At 72.4% G+C, this 23,196-nt stretch carries 23 protein-coding genes and 1 riboswitch; of the genes, 3 read left to right on the forward strand and 20 right to left on the reverse strand.

Annotation, left to right across the window (positions count from 1 at the left end):
• Positions 1–3 precede the first annotated feature (3 nt).
• From QQX09_RS03710 to QQX09_RS03730, 5 genes are all read right to left on the reverse strand, one after another.
• Positions 4–804: an exodeoxyribonuclease III gene (locus tag QQX09_RS03710; protein ID WP_301131399.1), complete on the reverse strand. Its 801-nt coding sequence runs from the start codon at positions 802–804 to the stop codon at positions 4–6.
• Positions 805–930: 126 nt separating this feature from the next.
• Complete coding sequence (locus tag QQX09_RS03715; RefSeq protein WP_301131401.1) at positions 931–1,803, reverse strand: bifunctional methylenetetrahydrofolate dehydrogenase/methenyltetrahydrofolate cyclohydrolase; 873 nt, start codon at positions 1,801–1,803, stop codon at positions 931–933.
• Positions 1,803–3,095 (reverse strand): serine hydroxymethyltransferase, encoded by a 1,293-nt coding sequence (glyA, locus tag QQX09_RS03720; RefSeq protein WP_301131402.1) that lies wholly within the window; start codon positions 3,093–3,095, stop codon positions 1,803–1,805. The genes QQX09_RS03715 and glyA overlap by 1 nt, the downstream gene beginning before the upstream one ends.
• 52 nt (positions 3,096–3,147) lie before the next feature.
• A riboswitch (ZMP/ZTP riboswitch) is annotated at positions 3,148–3,235 on the reverse strand.
• A gap of 31 nt (positions 3,236–3,266) precedes the next feature.
• A complete protein-coding gene (locus QQX09_RS03725) occupies positions 3,267–4,136 on the reverse strand; it encodes a hypothetical protein (RefSeq protein WP_301131404.1) in 870 nt (289 codons plus the stop codon).
• 25 nt (positions 4,137–4,161) lie between these two features.
• Positions 4,162–4,701: a GNAT family N-acetyltransferase gene (locus tag QQX09_RS03730; protein WP_301131405.1), complete on the reverse strand. Its 540-nt coding sequence runs from the start codon at positions 4,699–4,701 to the stop codon at positions 4,162–4,164.
• 86 nt (positions 4,702–4,787) lie between these two features.
• Between QQX09_RS03730 and purU the strand changes: the two genes are divergently transcribed.
• Positions 4,788–5,639, forward strand: coding sequence for a formyltetrahydrofolate deformylase (gene purU, locus QQX09_RS03735; protein WP_301131406.1), 852 nt, complete (start codon positions 4,788–4,790; stop codon positions 5,637–5,639).
• A gap of 127 nt (positions 5,640–5,766) precedes the next feature.
• Here purU and QQX09_RS03740 read toward each other — a convergent pair whose 3' ends face one another.
• The 10 genes from QQX09_RS03740 to QQX09_RS03785 all read right to left on the reverse strand — a co-directional run bounded on the left by QQX09_RS03740 (position 5,767) and on the right by QQX09_RS03785 (position 16,868).
• Positions 5,767–6,645 carry an N-acetylglucosamine-6-phosphate deacetylase gene (locus tag QQX09_RS03740; protein WP_301131407.1) on the reverse strand — a complete coding sequence of 293 codons (879 nt, stop codon included), beginning with the start codon at positions 6,643–6,645 and terminating at the stop codon, positions 5,767–5,769.
• Between the two features lie 2 nt (positions 6,646–6,647).
• The gene (locus QQX09_RS03745) at positions 6,648–7,430 is read right to left on the reverse strand and encodes a glucosamine-6-phosphate deaminase (protein ID WP_301131408.1); all 783 of its coding nucleotides are present in this window, start codon (positions 7,428–7,430) and stop codon (positions 6,648–6,650) included.
• The gene (locus tag QQX09_RS03750) at positions 7,423–8,319 is read right to left on the reverse strand and encodes an ROK family protein (protein WP_301131409.1); all 897 of its coding nucleotides are present in this window, start codon (positions 8,317–8,319) and stop codon (positions 7,423–7,425) included. The genes QQX09_RS03745 and QQX09_RS03750 overlap by 8 nt, the downstream gene beginning before the upstream one ends.
• Before the next feature lies 1 nt (position 8,320).
• Positions 8,321–9,754: a glycoside hydrolase family 3 N-terminal domain-containing protein gene (locus QQX09_RS03755; RefSeq protein WP_301131410.1), complete on the reverse strand. Its 1,434-nt coding sequence runs from the start codon at positions 9,752–9,754 to the stop codon at positions 8,321–8,323.
• A gap of 8 nt (positions 9,755–9,762) precedes the next feature.
• Positions 9,763–10,599 (reverse strand): carbohydrate ABC transporter permease, encoded by an 837-nt coding sequence (locus QQX09_RS03760; protein WP_301131411.1) that lies wholly within the window; start codon positions 10,597–10,599, stop codon positions 9,763–9,765.
• Entirely contained in the window at positions 10,596–11,552 is a 957-nt protein-coding gene (locus QQX09_RS03765; protein ID WP_301131412.1) for a carbohydrate ABC transporter permease, read from the reverse strand. Before QQX09_RS03765 ends, QQX09_RS03760 begins: the two co-directional genes overlap by 4 nt.
• Before the next feature lie 129 nt (positions 11,553–11,681).
• Positions 11,682–12,998 (reverse strand): extracellular solute-binding protein, encoded by a 1,317-nt coding sequence (locus tag QQX09_RS03770; protein ID WP_301131413.1) that lies wholly within the window; start codon positions 12,996–12,998, stop codon positions 11,682–11,684.
• A gap of 58 nt (positions 12,999–13,056) precedes the next feature.
• Positions 13,057–14,235 (reverse strand): ROK family transcriptional regulator, encoded by a 1,179-nt coding sequence (locus QQX09_RS03775; RefSeq protein ID WP_301131414.1) that lies wholly within the window; start codon positions 14,233–14,235, stop codon positions 13,057–13,059.
• A gap of 313 nt (positions 14,236–14,548) precedes the next feature.
• A complete protein-coding gene (locus QQX09_RS03780; protein ID WP_301131415.1) occupies positions 14,549–15,538 on the reverse strand; it encodes a malate dehydrogenase in 990 nt (329 codons plus the stop codon).
• A 112-nt stretch (positions 15,539–15,650) separates the two neighbouring features.
• Positions 15,651–16,868 (reverse strand): NADP-dependent isocitrate dehydrogenase, encoded by a 1,218-nt coding sequence (locus tag QQX09_RS03785; protein ID WP_301131416.1) that lies wholly within the window; start codon positions 16,866–16,868, stop codon positions 15,651–15,653.
• Between the two features lie 176 nt (positions 16,869–17,044).
• Between QQX09_RS03785 and QQX09_RS03790 the strand changes: the two genes are divergently transcribed.
• A complete protein-coding gene (locus QQX09_RS03790; RefSeq protein WP_301131417.1) occupies positions 17,045–17,896 on the forward strand; it encodes an aquaporin in 852 nt (283 codons plus the stop codon).
• A 78-nt stretch (positions 17,897–17,974) separates the two neighbouring features.
• Here the strand turns inward: QQX09_RS03790 and QQX09_RS03795 are convergent, their stop codons facing one another.
• Genes QQX09_RS03795 through purN form a run of 3 tightly spaced genes read right to left on the reverse strand, consistent with a single transcriptional unit; the run spans position 17,975 to position 20,451 of the window.
• Positions 17,975–18,238 carry a hypothetical protein gene (locus QQX09_RS03795; RefSeq protein WP_301131418.1) on the reverse strand — a complete coding sequence of 88 codons (264 nt, stop codon included), beginning with the start codon at positions 18,236–18,238 and terminating at the stop codon, positions 17,975–17,977.
• A gap of 9 nt (positions 18,239–18,247) precedes the next feature.
• Positions 18,248–19,804: a bifunctional phosphoribosylaminoimidazolecarboxamide formyltransferase/IMP cyclohydrolase gene (gene purH, locus QQX09_RS03800; RefSeq protein WP_301131419.1), complete on the reverse strand. Its 1,557-nt coding sequence runs from the start codon at positions 19,802–19,804 to the stop codon at positions 18,248–18,250.
• Complete coding sequence (gene purN / locus QQX09_RS03805) at positions 19,801–20,451, reverse strand: phosphoribosylglycinamide formyltransferase (RefSeq protein WP_301131420.1); 651 nt, start codon at positions 20,449–20,451, stop codon at positions 19,801–19,803. The genes purH and purN overlap by 4 nt, the downstream gene beginning before the upstream one ends.
• 50 nt (positions 20,452–20,501) lie before the next feature.
• Here purN and QQX09_RS03810 point away from each other — a divergent pair, with 50 nt between their 5' ends.
• A complete protein-coding gene (locus QQX09_RS03810; RefSeq protein ID WP_301131421.1) occupies positions 20,502–20,927 on the forward strand; it encodes a hypothetical protein in 426 nt (141 codons plus the stop codon).
• On the opposite strand, the gene QQX09_RS03815 is transcribed toward QQX09_RS03810, so the two are convergent.
• Together QQX09_RS03815 and sucD are read right to left on the reverse strand one after the other, a co-directional pair.
• The gene (locus QQX09_RS03815) at positions 20,899–22,131 is read right to left on the reverse strand and encodes a cell division protein PerM (RefSeq protein WP_301131423.1); all 1,233 of its coding nucleotides are present in this window, start codon (positions 22,129–22,131) and stop codon (positions 20,899–20,901) included. The genes QQX09_RS03810 and QQX09_RS03815 overlap by 29 nt on opposite strands.
• Before the next feature lie 174 nt (positions 22,132–22,305).
• Complete coding sequence (gene sucD / locus QQX09_RS03820; RefSeq protein ID WP_301131424.1) at positions 22,306–23,190, reverse strand: succinate--CoA ligase subunit alpha; 885 nt, start codon at positions 23,188–23,190, stop codon at positions 22,306–22,308.
• Positions 23,191–23,196: the final 6 nt, after the last annotated feature.

Below are 23,196 nucleotides of genomic sequence, written 5' to 3' on the forward strand. Positions count from 1 at the left end.
CGGCTACAGCGCGTAGTCGACGACCAGCGGGGCGTGGTCCGTCCAGCGGGCGTCCCACGACGCCTGACGGTCGACGCGCACCGCGGTCGCCTTGGCCGCGAGCTGCGGGCTCGCGTACTGGTAGTCGATGCGCCAGCCGGCGTCGTTGTCGAAGGCCTGCCCGCGCATCGACCACCACGTGTAGGGGCCGGGCCGGGCACCCTCGAGGGAGCGGTGGACGTCGACCCAGCCGGCGTCGACCCAGCGGTCCTGGTAGGCGCGCTCCTCGGGCAGGAAGCCGGCGGACTTGAGGTTGCCCTTCCAGTTCTTGATGTCGTTCTCGGTGTGGGCGATGTTGATGTCGCCCATCACCACGACGCGGTCGAAGTCCTCGCGCAGCACCGCGAGGCGGGCGGTCATCGCGTCGAGCATCGCGTACTTGTCGTCCATCTTGGGGGTGCCGGCGGTGCCGGAGTGCATGTAGACGGAGACGATGCGCACGGGGCCGGACGGCGAGTCCACCGTCGCCTCGATCCAGCGGCCCGTGTGGACGGGCTCGTCCATGGTGCCGCCGAGCGCGTCGACGCCCGCGAGCACGTCCGTGAGCGGGGTACGGGAGGCGATCGCGACGCCGGCGCGGCCCTTGATCTCGCACGCCTGCTCGACCACGTGCCAGTCCTCGCCGATGAGCCCCGCGGTGATCTCGAGCGGGGCGCGGACCTCCTGGAGGCAGATGACATCGCACGCGGAGGCGGCGATCCAGTCGTGCATGCCCTTCTTGGCGGCGGCGCGCACGCCGTTGACGTTGACGGAAGCGATTCTCATGCGGACGACGGTACCCGACTGCCAATGACACACGTGAAGGAAGTGACGCGTGGGACGGGCGCGGAAGGCGCGCCGCCGCGCCGGCCCACACGTGTCACACCAGTCACGCGTGTCATTGGGAATCGTTCAGGAGCGCTCGGCGCTCTCGACCACGTTGCTCAGCAGCATCGCGCGGGTCATCGGGCCCACGCCGCCGGGGTTCGGCGAGTACCAGGACGCCTTCTCGCGCGCCTCGAGGGCGATGTCCCCGGCCACGCGCGACTTGCCGGTCTCCGGGTCGGTTACCCGCGAGACGCCCACGTCGATCAGCACCGCCCCGTCCTTGACCATGTCGGCGGAGACGATGCCGGGCACGCCGGCCGCGGCGATGACCACGTCGGCCGCGCGGGTGTGGGCCGCGAGGTCCTGCGTGCCGGTGTGGCACAGGGTCACGGTCGCGTTGACGGCCCTGCGGGTGAGCAGCAGCCCGATCGAGCGGCCCACGGTGGTGCCGCGGCCGACGACCACGACCTCCTTGCCGCGCAGGTCGATGCCGTGGCGCGTCATCAGCTCGATGGTGCCCTTGGGCGTGCACGGCAGGCTCGACTCGATGTCCTCGGAGATCCGCAGCACGAGGCGGCCCAGGTTCGTCGGGTGGAGCCCGTCGGCGTCCTTGTCCGGGTCGACGAGCTCGAGCACGCGGTTGGTGTCGATGCCCTTCGGCAGCGGCAGCTGCACGATGAAGCCGGTGCAGTCGGGGTTGGCGTTGAGCCGCGCGACCGCCGCCTCGATCTCGTCCTGCGTCGCGGTGGCGGGCAGGTCCTCACGGATGGAGGCGATGCCCACCTCGGCGCAGTCGGCGTGCTTGCCGTTGACGTACCAGGTCGAGCCCGGGTCGTCGCCGACGAGCAGCGTCCCGAGGCCGGGGACGACGCCGCGCTCGCGCAGCGCCGTCACCCGCTCGGCGAGCTCGGCCTTGATAGCGGCCGCGGTGGCCTTGCCGTCGAGGATCTGCGCCATTACTGCGCGAGGCCCTCGTACAGCGGGAAGTCGTCCGCGAGCTTCGCGACGCGGGCGCGCAGCGCCTGCACGTCGGCGCCGCCCTTGAGCGCGGTCGCGATGACGTCGGCGACTTCGGTGAACTCGTCGGCACCGAAGCCGCGCGAGGCGAGCGCCGCGGTCCCGATGCGCACGCCGGAGGTGACCATCGGCGGGCGCGGGTCGAACGGGACGGCGTTGCGGTTGACGGTGATGCCGACCTCGTGGAGGAGGTCCTCGGCCTGCTGGCCGTCGAGCGGCGAGTGACGCAGGTCCGCGAGGACCAGGTGGACGTCGGTGCCGCCGGTGACGACGTTGACGCCGGCCTCGATCGCGTCGGGCGACGTGAGGCGCTCGGCGATGATGCGGGCGCCCTCGAGGACGCGCTCCTGGCGCTCCTTGAACTCGGCGCCGGCCGCAGCCTTGAGCGCGACCGCCTTCGCGGCGATGACGTGCATGAGCGGGCCGCCCTGCTGGCCCGGGAAGACGGCCGAGTTGAGCTTCTTCGCGAGCACGGTGTCGCGCGACACGATCATGCCCGAGCGCGGGCCGCCGATGGTCTTGTGGATGGTGGTCGACACCACGTCCGAGTGCGGCACGGGGCTGGGGTGGAGACCCGCGGCGACGAGGCCCGCGAAGTGCGCCATGTCGGTCCACAGCTTGGCGCCCACCTCGTCCGCGATCGAGCGGAACGCCGCGAAGTCGAGGTGGCGGGGGTACGCCGACCAGCCCGCGATGATGACGTCGGGACGCTCGGCGAGGGCCTGCTCGCGCACCTGCTCCATCTCGATGCGGTGCGTCTGCTCGTCGAGGCCGTACGCGGCGACGTCGTAGAGCTTGCCCGAGAAGTTCAGCTTCATGCCGTGCGTGAGGTGGCCACCGTGCGCGAGCGACAGGCCCATGATCTTGTCGCCTGCGTTGATGAGGGCGTGCAGCACCGCGGCGTTGGCGGTGGCGCCCGAGTGCGGCTGGACGTTCGCGTACTCGGCACCGAAGAGCGCCTTGGCGCGCTCGATCGCGATGCTCTCCGCGACGTCGACCTCCTCGCAGCCGCCGTAGTAGCGGCGGCCGGGGTAGCCCTCGGCGTACTTGTTGGTGAGCACGGAGCCCTGGGCCTGCAGCACGGAGCGCGGCACGAAGTTCTCCGACGCGATCATCTCGAGGTACGTGCGCTGGCGGTCGAGCTCGCGGTCGAGGACCTGGGCGATCTCGGGGTCGAAGTCCTGCAGCGTGGCGTTCATCACCGCTGCGGTGGCGCTGGAGTCGGTCGTCATGACTGTCCTTGTCTGTCCGCCGGCAGGGTCGCCGGCATGCGTGATTCCGGTGACCAGTGGCCCAGGCGTGCGACCAGCAGTCGTCTTTGCTCCTTGCCGCTCCCTGTGGGTGACCCACTGCGCCAGTTGCGGCGCGGTCAGTCTAGCAACGGCCGAGCGGCCCGCGCGGCCTCAGCCGGACGCGCCCGGTCCCGCGGTACCGGGGCCCCGGTCGGCGGGGGTGACCGGCGCATCGTCCCGCGTCGCGTGGACGATGCCGTCGTGGACCCGGCGGTCGACGGCGGCTCCCAGCCGGGTGCCGTGGCGGCCGCCGATGCGGTCGCGCACACGGTCCCACCGCGCCTGGTACTGCTCGGAGTAGCGGCGGCGCGCCCGCGCCATCTTGGCCTCCCCGTAGCGCCGGCGCGCCCAGAAGGAGGTGGGCTTCGCGAGGCGGATCGCGGCGATGGACGCGACCGCCGGCACCACGACGCCGATGAGGGCGGTGATCCGCTTGCCCTTGAGAGCGCTGAGGATCACGAAGGCGAAGTGCAGCGCGAGCGTGATCGCGAAGGCCCACCACGACCCGGCGTCCTCGGGGTCGACCCCGACGGGGGACGTGCCGAGCAGGAGGGCCAACGCCAGGACCGATGCGATGAGGATCGCGTCGATCGACTTGCGCCCCTCGGCGGACCAGTAGACGTCCTCGAGGTGCAGCCACAGCGCGAACTCGTCGAGCGCGAGGGCCGCGCCCGCGCCGAACAGCGCCGCGAGCACCTCGACCCAGGGCGAGGACGGCGCGTAGCGGAACTGGAGCACGCCGGTGACGAGCACGAGGAGGATGCCCCACACCTGGTGGTGGACGTGGACGCCGCCGAGGTGGATGTTGGAGATCATCCCGCCCTCGGACGGCTCCGCCTCGCCGCTCGCGACGGCGTGCTCGCGCGCCCGGATCCGTCGCGTCACCCCGCGCGTGATCGCGAAGGTCAGCACGAAGCCGATGAGCAGCCACAGCGTGGGCGCCCGCCCGGGCTCGACGATGACGCTGTCGTACCAGCCCATCGCCCCTCCTCAGCCGTGCGTCGGGTCAGCCCTCCGAGGCGGTCGCGGCGTCCTCCGCGTCGTCCTCGTCGTCGATGATCGCGCCGGCCTCGAGCACCTTGCGCAGGTACGCGTAGGTGAGGTCGCCGGCGACCTGGTCGAACTGGTGCTCGTAGCCCGCCTTGTTGTACATCGCGATGTTGTGCTTGGAGTTCTGGCCGGTGAAGACCCAGACCTCCTTGGTGTCCTCCGGCAGGTGGCCCAGGACCGCGAACAGCAGCTGCGTGCCGATGCCCTGACCCTGCTGGTCGGGCGCGACGGCGAGGCGGCCGATGGTGGCCTTGCCGTTCTCGAGGCCCACGCGGATCGACCCGATGAGGCGGTGGCCCATCCATGCGCCGAGCGTGATGACGGAGTCGTCCAGCAGGTCGACGACGAGCTCCTCGAGGGTCTGCGTAAGCGCGGGGATGTTCGGATCGTTGAAGATCTGCGCCTCGGAGACGAACGCCGCGCGGCGTACCGTCAGGAGCTCGCCCGCGTCGGCGGTGCCCACCACGTCGATCCGGATCTCGTCGCCCTCGCTCATGGCTCCATCCTGGCACGTCCGGGGCTCGGCCGAGTGCGCGGACGCCCCGTGGGACGCACGCGTCGTTCCCGGTAATCTTGGGCGTCATGACCGACGCGTCCTCCTGGGTCCTCAGCCTGTCCTGCCCCGACCGCCCCGGCATCGTCCACGCGGTGTCCGGCGTGCTCGCCGACCACGACGGCAACATCAACGAGTCGCAGCAGTTCGGGGACCCCGACACCGGCCTGTTCTTCATGCGGGTGGAGTTCTCCTCCGCCGCGCCGCTGGCGGAGCTCGAGGCCGCCGTGGGGGGCATCGCCGAGCGCTTCGAGATGACGTGGAACCTCGACGTCGCGGGACGCCGGATGCGCACGATCGTCATGGTGTCGAAGACCGCGCACTGCGTGAACGACCTGCTCTTCCGCGAGCGCGCCAAGACCCTGCCGGTCGACATCGTGGGCGTCGTGGGCAACCACACCACGCTGAAGGACCTGGCCGAGTTCTACGGCAAGCCGTTCCACCACATCCCCGTCACGGCGGACACCAAGGCCGAGGCGGAGGCCGCGCTGCTCGCGCTGGTGTCCGAGCTGGATGCGGAGCTGGTGGTGCTCGCGCGCTACATGCAGATCCTCTCCCCCGAGCTGTCGGACGCGCTGCGCGGGCGGATCATCAACATCCACCACTCGTTCCTGCCGAGCTTCAAGGGCGCGCGCCCCTACTTCCAGGCGCACGACCGCGGCGTCAAGCTCATCGGCGCCACCGCCCACTACGTCACCAGCGACCTCGACGAGGGCCCGATCATCGAGCAGGACGTCGAGCGCGTGGACCACACGTACACGCCGGAGTCGCTGACCGCGATCGGCGCGGACGTCGAGCGCCGTGCCCTGGCCCGCGCGGTCCGCTGGCACGCCGAGCACCGGGTGCTGCTGGACGGCCACCGGACGATCGTCTTCAAGTAGCCCCCCGGTTCCCCCTCCACGCGGGTGAGGCGCTCCCCCACCTCCGCGTCGGTGTGTCGGCGGCGTGTCGCGGTTTCAGCGCCGGTTCGGGCGGCGTGCGGAGGGGCCTGCGTGGAGAGATCCCCGGTCAGGCGAGGCCCAGCACCCGCTCGGGGGTGGACGATGCGGCGGCCACCGCATCGTCGCGCGGCACGCCCGCGGCGACGCAGACCTCGACGGCGCGGTCCATCGTGAGCGTGGAGCCGGCCAGGGTGTCGGTGCCGGCGAGCACCGCGCGGCCGTCGGCCGTGACGTCGACGGCGAGCCCGCCCAGCACGTAGGCACCCGGGGCCGCCGCGGCCGCGCTCATCGCGTCGGTCACCAGCACCACCCGGCCCGGAGCGGCGCGGAACAGCGTGGCGAGGTTGGACGGATGCACGTGGATGCCGTCGGCGATCACCTCGATGAAGACGCGCGGGTCATCGAGCGCGGCGCCGAGCGGCCCGGGCTCGCGCCCCGTGATCGGCCGCATCGCGTTGAAGCCGTGCGTGATGAGGGTCGCGCCGCCGTCGAAGGCGGCCCGCGCCTCGTCCGCGGTGCACTCGGTGTGCCCCACCGCGACCACGACGCCATGCGCGACCAGGGTCTCGATGGCGTCGAGCGCGCCGGGGAGCTCGGGCGCCATGGTGATCTGACGCATCGTCCCGTCGCACGCCTCGAGCAGCGCCGCGACGTTCGCGGGCGTGGGCAGCGCGAGCGCGTGCGGGTCGTGCGCGCCCTTGCGGGCGGGCGCGAGGAACGGGCCCTCGAGGTGCACGCCGAGCAGCCCGGCGTCCTCGGCCATGACCTCGCGGATCACGCCGACGGCCCGCGCCACCTCGGCCACCGGCGCGGACACGAGCGAGGCGACGACGCGCCCCGTGCCGTGCGCGCGATGCGCCGCCAGCGCGGCCCGGGTGCCCTCGACCGTGCCGCCGTAGTCGTGCCCGCCGCCGCCATGGGAGTGGATGTCGGTGAAGCCCGCCACGGTCAGATCCCCTGCCACTCCGGCTTGTGGTCCTGCGCCCAAAGGTAGTAGCCGGCGAAGCGCAGCTGCGAGGCGGCCGCCTCGTCGACCACCACGGTGACCCGCTGGTGGAGCTGGATCGCGGAGCCCGGCATCGACGCGGACACGGGGCCCTCGACGGCCGCCGCGAGCGCCTCCGCCTTGCCCTCGCCGAACGCGAGCAGCACGAGGTGGCGGGCCCGCAGGATGGTGCCGAGGCCCTGGGTGACGCAGTGGATGGGCACCTCGTCGAGCGAGTCGAAGAAGCGCGCGTTGTCGAGGCGGGTGCGCTCCGTCAGCGTCTTGACGCGGGTGAGCGAGCCGAAGGACGAGCCGGGCTCGTTGAAGCCGAGGTGGCCGGTCCGTCCGATGCCGAGGAGCTGGAGGTCGACGCCGCCGTGGGCCTCGATCGCGGCCTCGTAGCGCTCGCCGGCGGTCTCGATGCCCTCGGCCGAGCCGTCGGGCACGCGCACCCGCGCGGGGTCGAGGCCCAGCGGCCCGGTGACCTCGCGGTCGACCACCGCACGGTAGCTCTCGGGGTGGCCCGCGGGCAGGCCCACGTACTCGTCGAGCGCGAACGCGGACATGCGCGTGAAGTCGGTGCCGGTGTCGCGCTCGGCACGCAGCCCCTCGTAGACCGGCAGCGGGGTCGAGCCGGTCGCCACGCCCAGCGTGAACGTGGGCTCCCGCCGCACCTGCGCCGCGATGTGCGCCGCGACGAACGCGCCCGCCTCCGCGGGCGTCTCCAGCACGATGACCTCAGCCACGTCCACCTCCCAGCATCGCGGCGCCGATCGCGGCCACCGGTACGTCCATCTCGAGCCGTCGCATGCGCTGCGACAGGTGCAGCGACGCGAGGAACGGGCTCGTGGCCGCCCACGCGTCGAGGATGCGGGTCGCGCCCGCCATGAGGTCCTCGCCCCACGCCGTCATGCCGCCGCCGACCACGACCTCGTCGACGTCGAGCGTGAGGACCAGGACGCGCACGCTCGAGGCGAGCCCGTAGTACGCGCGGTCGCAGATCTCCCGCGCCCGCGCGTCGCCCGCCTCGGCGGCCGCGACCACGTCGCGGCCCGTCGCGCCCTCGGCGCCCCACTGGAGCATGAGCCCCGAGCCGGAGGCGTACGTCTCGAGCCCGCCGGGCAGCCCGTCCGAGCCGATCGGCCCGGCGGGGTCCACCGAGATGTGCCCGATCTCGCCGGCAGCGCCGCGCGCGCCGCGCCACACCTTGCCGCCGAGCACGAGCCCCGCCGCCAGGCCGGTGCCGAGGTTGAGGTAGGCCATCGATCGGTGCGCGCCGTCGCCGGCGAGCACCCACGCTCCGAGCGCGGCCACGTTGACGTCGTTGTCGACCTCGGGGCGCGCGCCCCAGCCGGCGGAGAACTCCGCCGCGAGGTCCACCCGGTCGACGCCCAGGTTGAGGGCGTGCGAGACCACGCCGTCGACGACGGTGCCGGGCGTGCCGATGCCGACCGTGACGTCCTCCGGACGCACGCCCGCCTCCGCGCACACGATCCGCGAGGCCTCGAGCGCCGCGGCCACGACCGCGTCGCCGCCGTGGCCCGACGGGAGCCGATGGCGCGCGCGCACGGCGCCCGCGGCGTCGACGATCACGGCATCGGTCTTGGTGCCCCCGATGTCGATTCCCAGATGCATGTCAGTGTCCGATCAGCTCGAGGAGCGCGCCGCCTACCAGGCGCGACGCTCCAAAGGTGGCGACGTCGGCGGCCTCGTCACCGGGCCAGCCCATGTCTACCACCACGGCGTCCCCGCGCCCGCGCACCGCGTCGATCGCGGCCAGCGCCCACGGGTGACGGTGGTTGTCCTTGCCCACGACGACCGCGAGCGCCCCCGCAGGCACCGCGGCGGCGAACGATGCGGGGTCGCCGTCGGGGCCGAAGGTCGCCGCCGCCTCGACACCGCACGCGAAGGGGCCCCACGGCGCGTTGCCGACGGCCACGTTCGCGGCGGGCTCGAGGCGCAGCCACGCGCGCGGCCGGTCCACGGTCAGCGCGGCGGCGGCCGCGTCGGAGACCTCGAAGGTGGCGCGCACGGCGGCGGCGCCGGGGATCGCGGGCACGGGGGTCGCATGCGCGGGGGACGATGCGGCGGCCCTACGCGCGGCGTGGGCGCGCCCCAGCGCGGCGCACCGCTCCGAGGCCTCGATCACGCGCGCCTCGTCGAGCGACCCGTCCGCGACTGCGGCCTCGATCGCGGCGGCGATCTCGCCGATCTCCTCGTCCGGGTTGACCGAGCCCAGGCACAGCAGGTCCGCACCCGCCGCGAGGGCGAGCACCGCGGCGGCGGGGATGCCCCGGCCCTCGCACGCGCCCTTCATGTCGAGCGCGTCGGTGACGATCACGCCGTCGAAGCCGAGCCCCGCCCGCAGCAGCCCCTGGAGGATGGGCCGCGAGAAGGTCGCGGGCAGCTCGGGGTCGAGCGCCGGGACCATGATGTGCGACGTCATGACGGTCGCGACGCCCGCGTCGAGCGAGGCCACGAACGGCGGCAGGTCGCGCGCATGGAGGGTCTCGGCGTCCGCGTCGACGGTCGGCAGGTCGAGGTGCGAGTCCTTGGCCGTGTCGCCGTGCCCGGGGAAGTGCTTGGCGCACGCGGACACGCCCTGCGCCTGGACGCCGGCGACCCACGCCGCCGAGTGGCGGGCGACGAGCGCGGGGTCCGTGCCGAAGCTGCGCACGCCGATGACGGGGTTGCGGGGGTCCGCGTTGACGTCGACGTCCGGCGCGAGGGTGAGGTCCACGCCAGCGGCGGCGAGCTCCGCGCCCACCCGGGCCGCGACGGCCTCGGTGGCCGCCGCATCGTCCATCCGTCCGAGCACCGCGTTGCCGGGGAACGGCGAGCCGACGGCCTGGTACAGGCGCGAGACGTCGCCGCCCTCCTCGTCGATCGACACCACCGCGTGGGGGTTGGCCGCGTGGATCGCATCGGTGAGGGCGCGCAGCTGCGCGGGTGACTCGACGTTCGCGGCGAAGAGGCACACGCCGCCGAGCCCGTCGCGCAGGCGCTGCTCGAGCCAGCCCGGGAGGGTGTGCCCGACGAAGCCGGGCATGAGGGGCGCGAGGGGGTTCATGACGGGGCTCATCCCTTGACCGCGCCGCCCACGAGGCCCTGCGCCATGCGGCCCTGGACGATCATGAAGAACACGATCACCGGGATCGCGACGAGCACGGACCCGGCCATGACCTGACCCCACTCGGTGACGCCCAGGTTGGAGGTCTGCGCGAAGTCGCGCAGCCACAGCGGCAGCGTGGCCTTCTGGTTCTCGGTGAGGATGATCGACGCGAGCGCGAACTCGTTCCACACCTGGACGAAGGCGAACACGCCCGAGGCGACCAGGCCCGGCGCGAGCAGCGGGAACGTGACGCGGCGGAAGGCCCCCATGCGGGTGCAGCCGTCGATCATGGCCGCCTCCTCGAGGTCGACGGGGACGCCCGCGACGAAGCCGCGCAGCATCCACGTCGTGAAGGGCACGACCATCGCGAGGTAGATGACGGTGACGCCGATGACCGAGTTGAGGAGGTTCGCGGAGGCGAGCATCTTGTACTGCGCGATGAACATCGCCTCGGCGGGGAGCATCTGCACCACGATGATCGCGAGCACGAACGACTTGCGGCCGCGGAAGCGGAAGCGCGCGATCGCGAGGGCCGCGAGCACCGCGTAGAGGACGCACAGCACGAGCGCGATCGCGGTGACGGTGAGCGACATGCCGAGCGCGGCGGTGAAGCTGTTGTCGGCGAGCACCTCGCGGTAGTTCTTCAGCGTGCCGCCGAGCGGCAGGAAGGTCGGGGTGAGCTTGTTGATGGTCCCCGGCGTCTGGAACGACGTGTTGATCATCCAGTAGACCGGGAAGGCCCAGATCGCGGCGAGGACGACGGCGAGGGTCGCGCCGCCGGCGCGAAGGATGGTGCGGTTCATGACTCCTGGTCCTCCTTGATCATGTTGCGCACGTATCCCCAGCTGATCGCGAGGGTGAGCGCCATCACGACCATGGCCGCCGCGGCCGCCATGCCGAACTGGCTCTGGCCGATGCCGAGCCCGTAGATGTAGGTGCCGAGCAGGTCGTAGCGCTCGCCGGCGGCGCCGAAGTCCTGCAGCAGCTGGATCTGCGCGAACACGCGCAGGTCCCAGATGAGCTGGAGCAGGAGCAGGATGACGAGGACGGGGCGGATGATCGGCACGATCACCATGCGCAGCGTCTGCGAGCGGCTGGCACCGTCGAGCGAGGCGGCCTCGAGGACCTCCTCGGACACCTGCGTGAGGCCCGCGTAGACGGAGAACGCCACGAACGGCACCGAGGCCCACGTGATGATCGTCATCGCGACGCCGAAGAAGCTGAGGGGCTCGATGAGCCAGTTGTGGCCGATGTAGTCGACGCCGGGGATGAGCGACAGCACGTAGTTGACCACGCCGTTGCGGTCGTCGATGAGCCAGTTCGCGACGGTCATCTGCGCGACGATGGGCATCGCCCAGGCCAGCAGCATCGCGACCTGGAGGACGATGCGCGACCACGCGGGGATGGCCTTCATGAGGAGCGCGAGGGCGATGCCGATGCCCATGGTGAGCAGCGCGGTGCCCGCCATGAACGCGACGGAGCGGAGGGCGATCGTCCAGAAGACGGAGTCGGTGAAGAGGTCGAGGTAGTTCTGCAGGCCGATGAACTCGGCCGGCTGCCCGAACTGCTGGGCGAGCCCGTACTCCTTGAAGGAGTTGATGATCTGCCAGGTGACCGGGTAGCCGAGGCCGATGAGCAGCGTCGCGACCGCGGGGATCAGCAGCGCGTACGGCAGCTTCGGGCGCCGCCTGCGGTGGCGGGGCGCGGCAGGCTCCTGCGTCCCCGTCGCCTCCGGCGCCGTCACGGTGGTGGTCATGGTGTGCCTCTCGAGGGTGCTGAGGTGGGGCTGAGGTGGGTGGGGCGGAAGCGTCCGCCCATGGCACGGGCCCGGGTGCGGGGTACACCCGGGCCCATGCGGGGGCGGTCGAACCGCCCGGAAGGGGTCTTAGCCGTTGATGAGCTCGTCGATCTTGGCGTTGGCCTCGACGGCGAGCTGCGTGACGTCACCGCCCTCGGCGACGGCCTGGAAGAAGTCCTCCATGATGCCGGCCTCCTCGACGCTGGCCCATCCGGCCGCGGCCGGGGTCAGCTTCGCGTTCGACGCGGCCTCGAAGGCGATCTCGTTGACGCCCTCGAAGGTGGAGTTCTCGATGTAGGTGTCGGCGAAGTCGAGGTTCGCCGGGCCCATGCCGTTCTCGGCGAGCATCGTCTGGTACTCGTCGGAGAAGATGATCTCCATGAGGTCGAGCGCGCCGTCGACGTGCTGCGTCGCGGCCGAGACACCGATGTTCGAGCCGCCGGCGAACACCGGGGCCGCACCGCCGTCGACGCCCGGGAGGGCGTAGACGCCGAAGGTCTCGGCGTTCCACACGTACGCCTCGGTCTCCTCGTCGAAGTCGCCGAGGGTCCAGGTCGCCCAGCTCGGCGCGAGGGTCGACGACGCGGGCGTGCCCGAGAGGAAGTCGTCGTTGATGGCCGAGTAGGTGGTCTGGTCGTCGTCGGTGGGCTGCGCCACGTTGCCGGTCTCGAACAGCTCCTGCCACTGCTCGACGCCCGCGATCGCCTCGGGGGTGTCCAGCGTGGCGTGCCACTCGGAGCCGTCGTACTCCGCGATGTCGCCGCCGTTGGCGAAGATCCACGAGATGGCGGAGCGCCAGTCGCGGCCCGCGAGGTACGCGCCGCCGACGCCCTCGTCGAGCATCTTCTTGTTGACCTCGGTGTACTCCGCGAGGGTGGTGGGCACCTCGACGCCCGCGGCCTCGTAGATGTCCTGGCGGTAGAACACCGCGCGCGAGCCGAAGTAGTAGGGCAGGGCGTAGACCGAGTCGCCGATCGAGCCCGCCTCGACGAAGCCGGGGAGCAGCGAGTCGCCGCCGAGCTCCTCGTAGTGGTCCGTGAGGTCCATGAAGGCGCCGACGGTGGTGAACGTGGCCGCCTGGGTGTTGCCGACCTCGGCGACGTCAGGGGTGTTCTCCGAGTCGGGCAGCGCGGTGGTGAGCGACGAGATGAGGTCGCCCCAGCCGATCTGCTCGACGGTCAGCGAGCCGCCGTTGACCTCGGTGTACTCGGTCTTGAGGTACTCGATGAGCGCCTCGGGGGTGTCCGTGCCGGCGAGCCAGAGCGTGATGTCCTCGGCGGCCGCCATGGTGTCGCTGGCGGACGGGGAGGAGTCCGAGGCCGGGTCGGAGGCCGTCGAGCAGCCCGCGAGCGCGATGGCGCCGGCGGCCGCGAAGGCGGTCGCGCCGATCATCGTCTTCTTCATTCCAGTTCCTTCTCTTCAATGGGTTCCGTGGCGGGCTGCCACGGGTGGGGACACGAGGTCAGAAGACCCCCAGCTGGCCGGTGAGGACCATGACCGCTGCCCCGAGCACGACGATGTCGCGTCCGAGGGTGGTCATCCGTACCGCAGGACCGCCGTGCGAGTCGGCCATCGTGCGGGAACGGATCGTCTCGGCGGCGGAGTCGAGCAGCGTGCCGTCGAGAAGATCGAGGGGGCCGGACAGGACGACCTCCCCCAGGTTCAGGGCGCCCACGACGGGCGAGATCGAGATGCCGAGGCGCTCGCCCGCCGCGGCGAGCACCGCGTGGCGCTCGGCGGGGTCGGCGGCGCGCTCGAGGCGGGCCTGGAGGCGGGGGATCGCGAGCCACGTCTCGAGGCAGCCGGTCTTGCCGCACGCGCAGGTCTCGCCGCCGTCGGTGCCGACCACGACGTGGCCGATCTCGCCGGAGGCCGAGTGCGCGCCGCGCACGAGCCGCCCGCCCACGACCAGGCCGGAGCCGACACCGCGGCCCACCCGGATGAGCATCGTGTCGTCGTCCGCGCCGCCGAAGGTGCGCTCGGCGAGGGCGGCCGCGTTGGCATCGTTCGCGACGAGGACCGGGAGCTCGGTGCGGTCCGCGAGGGCCGCCTGGAGCGGGACGTCCGACCAGCCGAGGTTCGGCGCGGAGAGGACGACGCCCGCATCGTCCACGATGCCGGGGCTGCCGACGCCGATGCCGAGCACGGGGGCGTCGGCGCGGGCGACGAGCCGGGAGAGGAGCTCGCCGACCGCATCGACCGCCGCCGCGCCCGTGACGCCGGTGACGTCCATGTGCTCGCGGTGGAGGACGGTGCCGTCGAGGTCGGTGACCACGCCGCGGAACAGGTTGTCGTAGGAGAGGTCGAGCGCGACGATCGCGAAGCCCGCACGGTTGATGTCGAGCAGCGTGGCGGGCTTGCCGGGGCGGACGTCGGCGCGCAGGCCGAGCTCGATCACCAGGTCGTCCGCGATGAGGTCGGCGACCAGGTCCGAGATGGTGACGCGGGTGAGGCCGACGGCGCGGGCGAGGTCCGCGCGGGACAGGCCCTCGGAGCGGTACAGCTCCTGCAGGACGAGCGCGCGGTTGTGGCTCCGCGCCCGCTCGGGGGTGACGCGGGCGCCGGCGCGCACCACGGAGGCGAAGCGCTGCTGACGCGCCGCACCCCGCTGCGCTGCGGGAGTCGTGACCTCGGAAGCCATGTTTGTTAGTAAAGAGTACTAACAATCAATCCGCAACCCCCTGTTCACCGATCGTTACCGCTCCGTGATGTCAGCGTTCACACGGCTCGGGGCCGGGCCGGGCACGGGGCGGCGAGCGCCACCCCTCCACCGCAACCGGCGTACGGATCCGCGCCCGCTCCCGCGCACCAGGCACGATGCGCGCCTCCCTCGAGCGCAAACGGCGGTTGCGGCGCGGGGCGAGCGTGCTCCCGGAGACGCGCGGAGGCCCCGGGGATCAACCCCCGGGGCCTCCGACGCACAGCAGAACTACAGGACAGCAGGACAGCAGGACCTAGATCAGCCCGAGCTCCTTGACCGCGTCGCGCTCCTCGACGAGCTCGTCCACGGACACGGCGAGGCCCGCCTGCGCGGCCTCCGACATGTCGAGACCCTGCACGATCTCCCACGCGCCGTCCTTCGACACGCACGGGAAGCCGGAGATGACGCCCTCGGGCACGCCGTACGAGCCGTCGGACACGAGACCCACCGAGGTCCACGAGCCCTCGGGCGTGCCGTGCACCCAGTCGCGCACGTGGTCGATCGCCGCGTTCGCCGCGGACGCCGCGGAGGAGGCCCCGCGAGCGTCGATGATCGCCGCGCCGCGCTTCGCGACGGTCGGGATGAAGGTGTCGGCGACCCATGCATCGTCCCCGATGACGGACGGGGCCGGGCGGCCGCCGATGGTCGCGTGCGCGATGTCGGGGTACTGCTTCGCGGAGTGGTTGCCCCAGATGGTGACCTTGTCGACGTCCGCCACGCCCACGCCCGCCTTCTGCGCCAGCTGCGCGAGCGCGCGGTTGTGGTCGAGGCGCATCATGGCCGTGAAGCGCTCGGTCGGCACGTCGGGCGCGCTCGAGGCCGCGATGAGGGCGTTCGTGTTCGCCGGGTTGCCGACGACGAGCACGCGCACGTCGTCGGCCGCGCCCTTGTTGATCGCCGCGCCCTGCGGGCCGAAGATGCCGCCGTTGGCGGCGAGCAGGTCGCCGCGCTCCATGCCCGGGCCGCGGGGACGGGCGCCCACGAGCAGCGCCACGTTGACGCCGTCGAAGGCCGCCTCGGCGGAGTCGTGGATGTCGATCCCGTCGAGCAGCGGGAACGCGCAGTCGTCGAGCTCCATCGCGGTGCCCTCGGCCGCCTTGACGGCCTGGGGGATCTCGAGCAGGCGCAGGCGCACCGGCGTGTCCGCGCCGAGCATCGCGCCCGAGGCGATCCTGAAGAGGAGGGCGTAGCCGATCTGGCCGGCCGCGCCCGTGACGGTGACATTGACAGGGGTGGTGCTCACGTCGTCGTGACTCCTTGCGCTGTGGGGATGGGGATGGGGGACGGGTCACCCGGGCCGGCCGCGCCGCCCGGGCCGGGACGATGCGCCGGTGACCGGCGCATCGTCCACCGGGCTACGCGAGGCGCGCGGCGAGGTTCGTGTCGAGGGTCGCGAGGAACTCCTCGGTGGTCTGCCACTCCTGGTCGGGACCGACCAGCAGCGCGAGGTCCTTGGTCATCGCGCCGGACTCGACGGTCTTGATGATGACGTCCTCGAGCGTCTCGGCGAAGCCGGTGACCTCGGGCGTCGAGTCGAGCTTGCCGCGGTGCTTGAGGCCGCCGGTCCACGCGAAGATCGACGCGATCGGGTTGGTCGAGGTCGGCTTGCCCTGCTGGTGCTGGCGGTAGTGGCGCGTCACGGTGCCGTGCGCGGCCTCCGCCTCGACGGTCGCGCCGTCCGGGGTCATGAGCACGGACTTCATGAGGCCGAGCGAGCCGAAGCCCTGCGCGACGGTGTCCGACTGGACGTCGCCGTCGTAGTTCTTGCAGGCCCAGACGTAGCCGCCCTCCCACTTGAGGGCCGCGGCGACCATGTCGTCGATGAGGCGGTGCTCGTAGGTGATGCCGGCCGCGTCGAACTTGCCCTTGAACTCCGCCTCGAAGACGTCGGCGAAGATGTCCTTGAACGCGCCGTCGTACTGCTTGAGGATGGTGTTCTTGGTCGACAGGTACACCGGGTAGCCGCGCTGCAGGCCGTAGTTGAACGAGGCGCGCGCGAAGTCCTTGATGGACTCGTTGAAGTTGTACATGCCCATGACGACGCCGCCCTCGTCGGGCATCTTCACGATCTCCATCTCGACCGGCTCAGAGCCGTCCTCGGGGGTGTACGTGAGGGTCACGGTGCCGCCGGCGGGGACCTTGTAGTCCGTGGCGCGGTACTGGTCGCCGTGCGCGTGACGGCCGATGACGATCGGCTGCGTCCAGCCCGGCACGAGGCGCGGGATGTTGTCGATGATGATCGGCTCGCGGAACACGACGCCGCCGAGGATGTTGCGGATGGTGCCGTTGGGCGAGCGCCACATCTTCTTGAGGCCGAACTCCTCGACGCGCGCCTCGTCCGGCGTGATGGTGGCGCACTTGACGCCCACGCCATGACGCTTGATCGCGTTGGCCGCGTCGATGGTGATCTGGTCGTCCGTCGCGTCGCGCTCCTGGATCGACAGGTCGTAGTACTCGAGGTCCACGTCGAGATACGGGTGGATGAGGCGGTCCTTGATGAACTGCCAGATGATCCGCGTCATCTCGTCGCCGTCGAGCTCGACGACCTTGCCCTCGACCTTGATCTTCGCCATGCGTTCGTCCTCACGCCTTCGGGGATGGTGGCACCAGGCTAGTCCACGCGCCCGGGCCGTTCGTCACGGGTGGATAAGGGCGCATCGTCCCGCCGCGCGCCCCCTCGCCTGGGGACGATGCGCGTGCGACGATGCGACGGAGCGCGCCCGCCGCGGCGTGCCTGTCAGGAGGAACGATGAGCCAGCCGTCATTCGACCCCGCGTCCGAGTCCGACGAGCCCGACGTCGTCGAGTTCACCGAGGAGATGAGCGAGGAGGTGTGGGCCGAGGACACGTCCGGCCCGGGCCTCGTGCCCCGCATGCTGGCGGAGCTCGCCGGCACCTTCATCCTGGTCTTCATGGGCGTGGGCGCCGCCCTCTTCTCGGGTGTGCTGGGCTGGGACGGCATCAACGTCGCCTTCGGCTTCGCGCTCGGCGTGATCATCGCCGCGCTGATCTTCGGCGGGATCTCGGGCGCGCACCTCAACCCGGCCGTCACCGTGGGCGTGTGGCTCGCGGGCCGCTTCCCCGGCCGCGACGTCGCCCCGTACGTGCTCGCGCAGCTCGTCGGCGCGACCACGGCCGGCGGCGTCTTCTACCTGCTGCGGTCCACGAACGAGCTGTACGACCAGCTCGGCACCGCGAGCGAGTTCATGGCCACCGCCGCCAACGGCTACGCCGACTACTCCCCCACGCAGTTCGACTGGCTCGCGGGCGGCATCGTCGAGGTGATCATCGCGGCGCTGCTCGTCGCGGTGGTGCTGTCGATGACGTCGGCGCGGGCGGTGCCGGGCTTCGCGCCGTTCGGCATCGGCCTCACGGTCGGCTTCCTCGTGCTCATCGCGATCCCGTTCACCAACGGCGCGCTCAACCCGGCGCGCGCGACCGGCATCGCGCTGTTCTCGGGCACCGAGCACATCCAGCAGCTGTGGCTGTTCTGGCTCGCACCGCTGATCGGCGCCGCGATCACGGGCCTGCTGTTCCGCGCCTTCGGGCCGGAGGAGGACCTGGTGACCGTCGAGGTGATCGAGACCATCGATTCCCAATGACATGAGTGACGGGTGTGACTCGCCGCGATGGCCGCGGTTCGTCACACCCGTCACCTACGTCACGCGTGTCATTGGGAATCAGCCCAGCGGCGTCGTGAGGCCTAGGAAGAGCAGCACCCCCGCGAGGAACGCGAGGACGCCCACGTCGATCGCGCGCCGGCGCACCTCGAAGGCACGGCCCACCGGGGTGACGATGCGCGCGACCGCGCCGGCCGCGGCGAAGGCCGCGAGCGCGAGCACCGCGATGTCGACGCCCACGATCAGCCCCGACAGCGCGATCGCGACCACCCCGACCGTGACCGCGACGGCCAGGCCGAGCGGCGTGCGCGTCCTCTCGCCCATGCGTGCCCCCTAGTGGAAGAAGTGGCGGGTGCCGGTGTGGAACAGGGTGATGCCGGCCGCCTCCGCCGCCGCGATCACCTCGGCGTCGCGCACCGAGCCGCCGGGCGACACGACCGCGCGGACGCCGCCGTCGATCAGCACCTGCAGGCCGTCCGCGAACGGGAAGAACGCGTCCGACGCCGCGACCGAGCCCTGGGCCCGCTCGTCGCCCGCGCGGCTCACCGCGAGACGGCACGAGTCGACGCGGTTGACCTGGCCCATGCCGATGCCGACCGCGGCGCCGTCCTTGGCCAGCAGGATCGCGTTGGACTTCACGGCGCGGCACGCGCGCCACGCGAGCTCGAGATCCGCGAGGGTGGCCTCGTCGGCGGCCGGGCCGGCGACGTGCTGCCACGTCGCGGCGGCGTCGCCCGGGGCGTCGATCGCGTCGAGGTCCTGGACGAGCAGGCCGCCGGTGACGCGACGCCACTCGGTGGCCAGCGGCGCGGGGTCGATCTCGAGGATCCGCAGGTTCTTCTTCGCGGTGAGGATCTCGACGGCCTCGTCCTCGTAGCCCGGCGCCACGACGACCTCGGTGAAGATCTCCGCGATCTGGCGCGCCGCCTCGGCCGTCACCACTCCGTTGGCGGCGATGACGCCGCCGAACGCGCTGACGGGGTCCGTGGCGTGGGCCTTGGCGTGGGCCTCGGCGATGGTGTCCGCGACCGCGATGCCGCACGGGTTCGCGTGCTTGATCACGGCGACCGCGGGGCCGGCGTGGTCGTACGCCGCGCGGACCGCCGCATCGGCGTCCACGTAGTTGTTGAAGGACATCTCCTTGCCGTGCAGCTGGCGGGCGCCGCCGATGCCGGTGCCCGAGCCGTCGGTGTAGAGCGCGGCGGCCTGGTGCGGGTTCTCGCCGTAGCGCAGCTCGGCCTGGCGGGTGAACGATGCGCCCATCCAGCCGGCGAGGCCGGTGCCGTCGTCGTCGGGGGCCTGGGTCTCGCCCATCCAGGTCGCGACCTGGACGTCGTAGTCGGCGGTGTGGCGGAACGCCTTCGCCGCGAGGCGGGTGCGGTCGGCGAGCGTGAAGCCTCCGTGGCCCACCGCGTTCGCGGCGGCCTCGTAGTCCTCGGGGTCGACCACGACGGCGACGCTCGCGTGGTTCTTCGCGGCGGCGCGGACCATCGACGGGCCGCCGATGTCGATCTGCTCGACCACCTCGTCGTCGGAGGCGCCCGACGCGACGGTCGCGGCGAACGGGTAGAGGTTGACCACCACGAGGTCGAACGGCTCGATGCCGAGCTCGTCGAGCTGGCGGACGTGGTCCTCGAGGCGGCGGTCCGCGAGGATGCCGGCGTGGACGCGCGGGTGGAGGGTCTTGACGCGGCCGTCGAGGCACTCGGGGAAGCCGGTCAGCTCCTCGACCGGGGTGACGGGCACGCCCGCGGCGGCGATGCGCTGCGCGGTGGAGCCGGTGGAGACGATCTGCACACCCTCGTGGGTGAGCGCCGTCGCCAGCTCCTCGATGCCGGTCTTGTCGTACACGGAGATGAGGGCGCGGCGCACGGCCTGACGCTCGGTCATTCTTCCTCCTCGGAAGTGGGGGTCGCGGCTCCGATGCGGACGGAGCGCCCGGTGACGGTCCATCCCTCGCGCGCCAGGCGGCCGAGCGTGCGGACGACGAGCCCGCGCTCGACGCCCTTGATGCGCTCGTGGAGGGTGGCCTCGGTGTCGTCGTCGCGGACCTCGACCGCCGCCTGCGCGACGATGGGCCCGGTGTCCACGCCGTGGTCGACGACGATGACGGTGCAGCCCGTCACCTTCGCTCCCCCGGCGAGGGCGTCCCTCACCCCGTGCGCGCCGGGATAGGCGGGCAGCAGGGCGGGGTGCGTGTTGAGGATGCGGCCGCCGAAGCGCTCGAGCGAGGGCTCGCCGAGCATCCGCATGAAGCCCGCGAGCAGCACCAGCTCGGGGTCGAAGGTCGCGATCGTGCGCGCGATCGCCTGGTCCCACAGCGCGCGGGACTCGAAGTCCGCGAGCCGCACCACGGCCGTCGGGATGCCGAACTCGCGGGCGATGTCGAGTGCCCCGGCGCCCTCCTTGTCGGTGACCAGGCCGACGACGCGGGCGCCGTACGACTCGTCGCGCGCGGCCTCGAGCACGGCGCGCATCGTGGACCCTGTCCCGGAGGCGAGCACGACGACACGCCGGGGACGGGGTGCGTTTGTCACAGCGTCGAGCCTATCGGCATGCTGGGGGTCACACCGACCGAGGGAGCCGCATGACGCCCACCCCCGACGCCGTGCCCGAGGTGGGTGCCGGCGCTCGCCGAGCCGTGCGGTGGAGCCTCGCGCTCCTCGCGGCGATGCTGCTCGTGCCGATGCTCGGGCCCACGTGGGGGCTGTCGTCGCTCGTCCTCGCCCCGGCCGGTGCCGCGGCCATGATCACGGCCCTCGTGCTGCTGCGCGGGAAGCGCCTGCCGATGCTCAAGGTGATGCTCGGGATCGGGATCGGCGTGTCCGGCGTCGCGCTGCTCTACGGCTTCGGCCTCGTGATCCTGCGCGACCAGGTGCAGGCCCTCGTCGAGTGCCAGGACAACGCGATCACCAACACCGCGCGTCAGGTCTGCCTCGACGAGTACGAGCAGTCCTACCTCGACCTGCTCGAGGACTGGGGCCTCACCGTGCCCGGCCAGCTGGTTCCCTGACGGGCTCGGCTGCCGGCGCGGGCGCATCGTCCCTCCGGACGGCGCCGCGCACCCAGCGCCAGGCCGCCGCGAGCGCCCACACGGCGCCGTAGCCGGCGACCACGAGCGCGGTGCCGATGAGCGTGACCGGCACGATCTCGGCGCCCATCTGCGCGAGCCTGCCCGGACCCGCCGCGCCGCGCGAGACCGCGGTGAGCGTCGCGAGGCCTGCGGCGACCACGGCGATCGCGACGCCCGCGGCGCGCGCGGACGCCCAGTCGAGGCCGATGCGGCGGCTGAGGGCCGCGCGGGCCACCGCCGCGAGCACGACGACGACGAGCGGCGCCCACGTCCACCAGCCGCCCGAGCCCGACGGCAGGGCGCCGAGCAGCGGCAGCTGCGGGAGGGCGTCGGCGGTGAGGGTGTCGGGCGCGTAGAGCGAGCCGGTGCCGACCACGAAGCCGGGTCCCACCAGCCACGCGACCATCCAGCACACCAGGGTCGGGACGTAGAGCGTCTCCGCGATCGCGAGCGCGCCGGCGCCGAGCGGGTCCATCCGCAGGTCCGACGCGATGAGCGCGATGCGGTCCATGCCGAGCACCGCCCACGCGCCGCCGACCGCGGCTGCCGCGGCGACGACCAGCGCGAGCGTCCCCAGGCCGAGGCGCAGTCCCGCGCGCACCTCCGACGGGATCCGGTCGAGCAGGTGCAGGCGCGCGCCGTACGCCCGCCAGATGCCGGCCGCGACCGCCGGGGCGGCGATGAGCGCGCCCACGAGCGCGGCGCGCAGGGCGTTGGCCTCGCGCGAGCCGTCGGGGCTGCCGAGCCAGCCGACGAGCGCGGCACCGGCGGAGAACGATGCGACGCCGAGCGCCCAGCTGGTCCACGTCTTGACCGCGAAGCGCCGGGCGACGGCCGCGAGGATCACGGCGCTCACGAGGGGCATGCCGAGCGGGACGAGGCTGAGGGTGGCCCCCGCGAAGTCGATCGGGACGCCGTGGCCGAGCAGCCAGACGCTCGTGGCGACGGTGGCGGCGCCGGGCCAGTCGACCGCGGCCGAGCCGTCGAGGCTCGGCGCGCCCGCGACGGCCGCGAGCGCGGGCGCGAGCACCACGAGGTAGGACAGCAGCACCGCCTGGCCGCCCGTGAGCACGCCGCCGGCCCAGCCGGGCAGCGCCGCGCGGAGGCGGTCGAGGCGCGCGGGTCGGGGGGCGTCGGCGGGCATGGCATCCATGGTCGCCTGTCGGCGGGACGATGCGGTGGACCGGCGCGCGGCGGGCTCGCCCGGGTTCGGGGCTCGAGGCTCGGGGCCGCCGCACGCCTCGCGCCCACGGGCCCCATCACCGCACGCGAACGGGGCCCCGACCCGAAGGTCGAGGCCCCGCATCGTCGAACCGGCTCAGGCGCCGGTGAGGATCTCCCGCATGAGGCGCGCGGTCTCGGACGGCGTCTTGCCGACCTTGACGCCGGCGGCCTCGAGGGCCTCCTTCTTCGCCTGCGCGGTGCCCGCCGAGCCGGACACGATGGCGCCCGCGTGGCCCATCGTCTTGCCCTCGGGGGCCTCGAAGCCGGCCACGTAGCCCACGACGGGCTTGGTGACGTGCTCCTGGATGTAGGCCGCCGCGCGCTCCTCGGCGTCGCCGCCGATCTCGCCGATCATGACGATCGCGGCGGTGTCGGGGTCCGCCTCGAACGCCTCGAGGCAGTCGATGTGGGTGGTGCCGACGATCGGGTCGCCGCCGATGCCCACGCACGTGGAGAAGCCCAGGTCGCGGAGCTCGAACATCATCTGATAGGTCAGCGTGCCCGACTTCGACACGAGGCCGATCTTGCCCGGGCCCGTGATGTTCGCCGGGGTGATGCCCACGTTCGACTGGCCGGGGGTGATGAGGCCGGGGCAGTTGGGGCCGATCAGGCGGGTGCCCTTGGACTGCGCGTACGCGAAGAACTCCGCGGTGTCGGCGACGGGGACGCCCTCGGTGATGATGACGACGAGCGGCATGCCGGCGTCGACGGCCTCCATGACGGCCGCCTTGGTGAACGGCGGCGGCACGAAGAGGACCGAGACATCGGCGCCCGTGGCCTCCATCGCCTCGGCGACGGTGCCGAAGACCGGCGCGGTGTGGTCGCCGGGGAACTCGACGATGGCACCCGCCTTGCGCGGGTTGACGCCGCCGACGACGTTGGTGCCCGACGCGAGCATGCGCTGGGTGTGCTTCATGCCCTCCGAGCCGGTCATGCCCTGGACGATGACCTTGGAGTCCTGGGTGAGGAAGATTGCCACAAGTTC

The organism is Demequina litoralis, assembly GCF_030418455.1.
GTDB classification, from domain to species: Bacteria; Actinomycetota; Actinomycetes; order Actinomycetales; family Demequinaceae; genus Demequina; species Demequina litoralis.

What these genes read in the sequence shown, in the direction of transcription:
- QQX09_RS03775 (WP_301131414.1), bottom strand. Translation starts at nt 14,235, where the DNA reads ATGGCTTCCGAGGTCACGACTCCCGCAGCGCAGCGGGGTGCGGCGCGT.
- QQX09_RS03815 (WP_301131423.1), bottom strand. Translation starts at nt 22,131, where the DNA reads ATGCCCGCCGACGCCCCCCGACCCGCGCGCCTCGACCGCCTCCGCGCG.
- QQX09_RS03765 (WP_301131412.1), bottom strand. Translation starts at nt 11,552, where the DNA reads ATGACCACCACCGTGACGGCGCCGGAGGCGACGGGGACGCAGGAGCCT.
- QQX09_RS03710 (WP_301131399.1), bottom strand. Translation starts at nt 804, where the DNA reads ATGAGAATCGCTTCCGTCAACGTCAACGGCGTGCGCGCCGCCGCCAAG.
- purH (WP_301131419.1), bottom strand. Translation starts at nt 19,804, where the DNA reads ATGACCGAGCGTCAGGCCGTGCGCCGCGCCCTCATCTCCGTGTACGAC.
- QQX09_RS03755 (WP_301131410.1), bottom strand. Translation starts at nt 9,754, where the DNA reads ATGAACCCCCTCGCGCCCCTCATGCCCGGCTTCGTCGGGCACACCCTC.
- QQX09_RS03790 (WP_301131417.1), top strand. Translation starts at nt 17,045, where the DNA reads ATGAGCCAGCCGTCATTCGACCCCGCGTCCGAGTCCGACGAGCCCGAC.
- QQX09_RS03810 (WP_301131421.1), top strand. Translation starts at nt 20,502, where the DNA reads ATGACGCCCACCCCCGACGCCGTGCCCGAGGTGGGTGCCGGCGCTCGC.
- QQX09_RS03715 (WP_301131401.1), bottom strand. Translation starts at nt 1,803, where the DNA reads ATGGCGCAGATCCTCGACGGCAAGGCCACCGCGGCCGCTATCAAGGCC.
- glyA (WP_301131402.1), bottom strand. Translation starts at nt 3,095, where the DNA reads ATGACGACCGACTCCAGCGCCACCGCAGCGGTGATGAACGCCACGCTG.
- QQX09_RS03760 (WP_301131411.1), bottom strand. Translation starts at nt 10,599, where the DNA reads ATGAACCGCACCATCCTTCGCGCCGGCGGCGCGACCCTCGCCGTCGTC.
- QQX09_RS03725 (WP_301131404.1), bottom strand. Translation starts at nt 4,136, where the DNA reads ATGGGCTGGTACGACAGCGTCATCGTCGAGCCCGGGCGGGCGCCCACG.
- QQX09_RS03730 (WP_301131405.1), bottom strand. Translation starts at nt 4,701, where the DNA reads ATGAGCGAGGGCGACGAGATCCGGATCGACGTGGTGGGCACCGCCGAC.
- QQX09_RS03785 (WP_301131416.1), bottom strand. Translation starts at nt 16,868, where the DNA reads ATGGCGAAGATCAAGGTCGAGGGCAAGGTCGTCGAGCTCGACGGCGAC.
- QQX09_RS03770 (WP_301131413.1), bottom strand. Translation starts at nt 12,998, where the DNA reads ATGAAGAAGACGATGATCGGCGCGACCGCCTTCGCGGCCGCCGGCGCC.
- QQX09_RS03750 (WP_301131409.1), bottom strand. Translation starts at nt 8,319, where the DNA reads ATGCATCTGGGAATCGACATCGGGGGCACCAAGACCGATGCCGTGATC.
- QQX09_RS03795 (WP_301131418.1), bottom strand. Translation starts at nt 18,238, where the DNA reads ATGGGCGAGAGGACGCGCACGCCGCTCGGCCTGGCCGTCGCGGTCACG.
- purU (WP_301131406.1), top strand. Translation starts at nt 4,788, where the DNA reads ATGACCGACGCGTCCTCCTGGGTCCTCAGCCTGTCCTGCCCCGACCGC.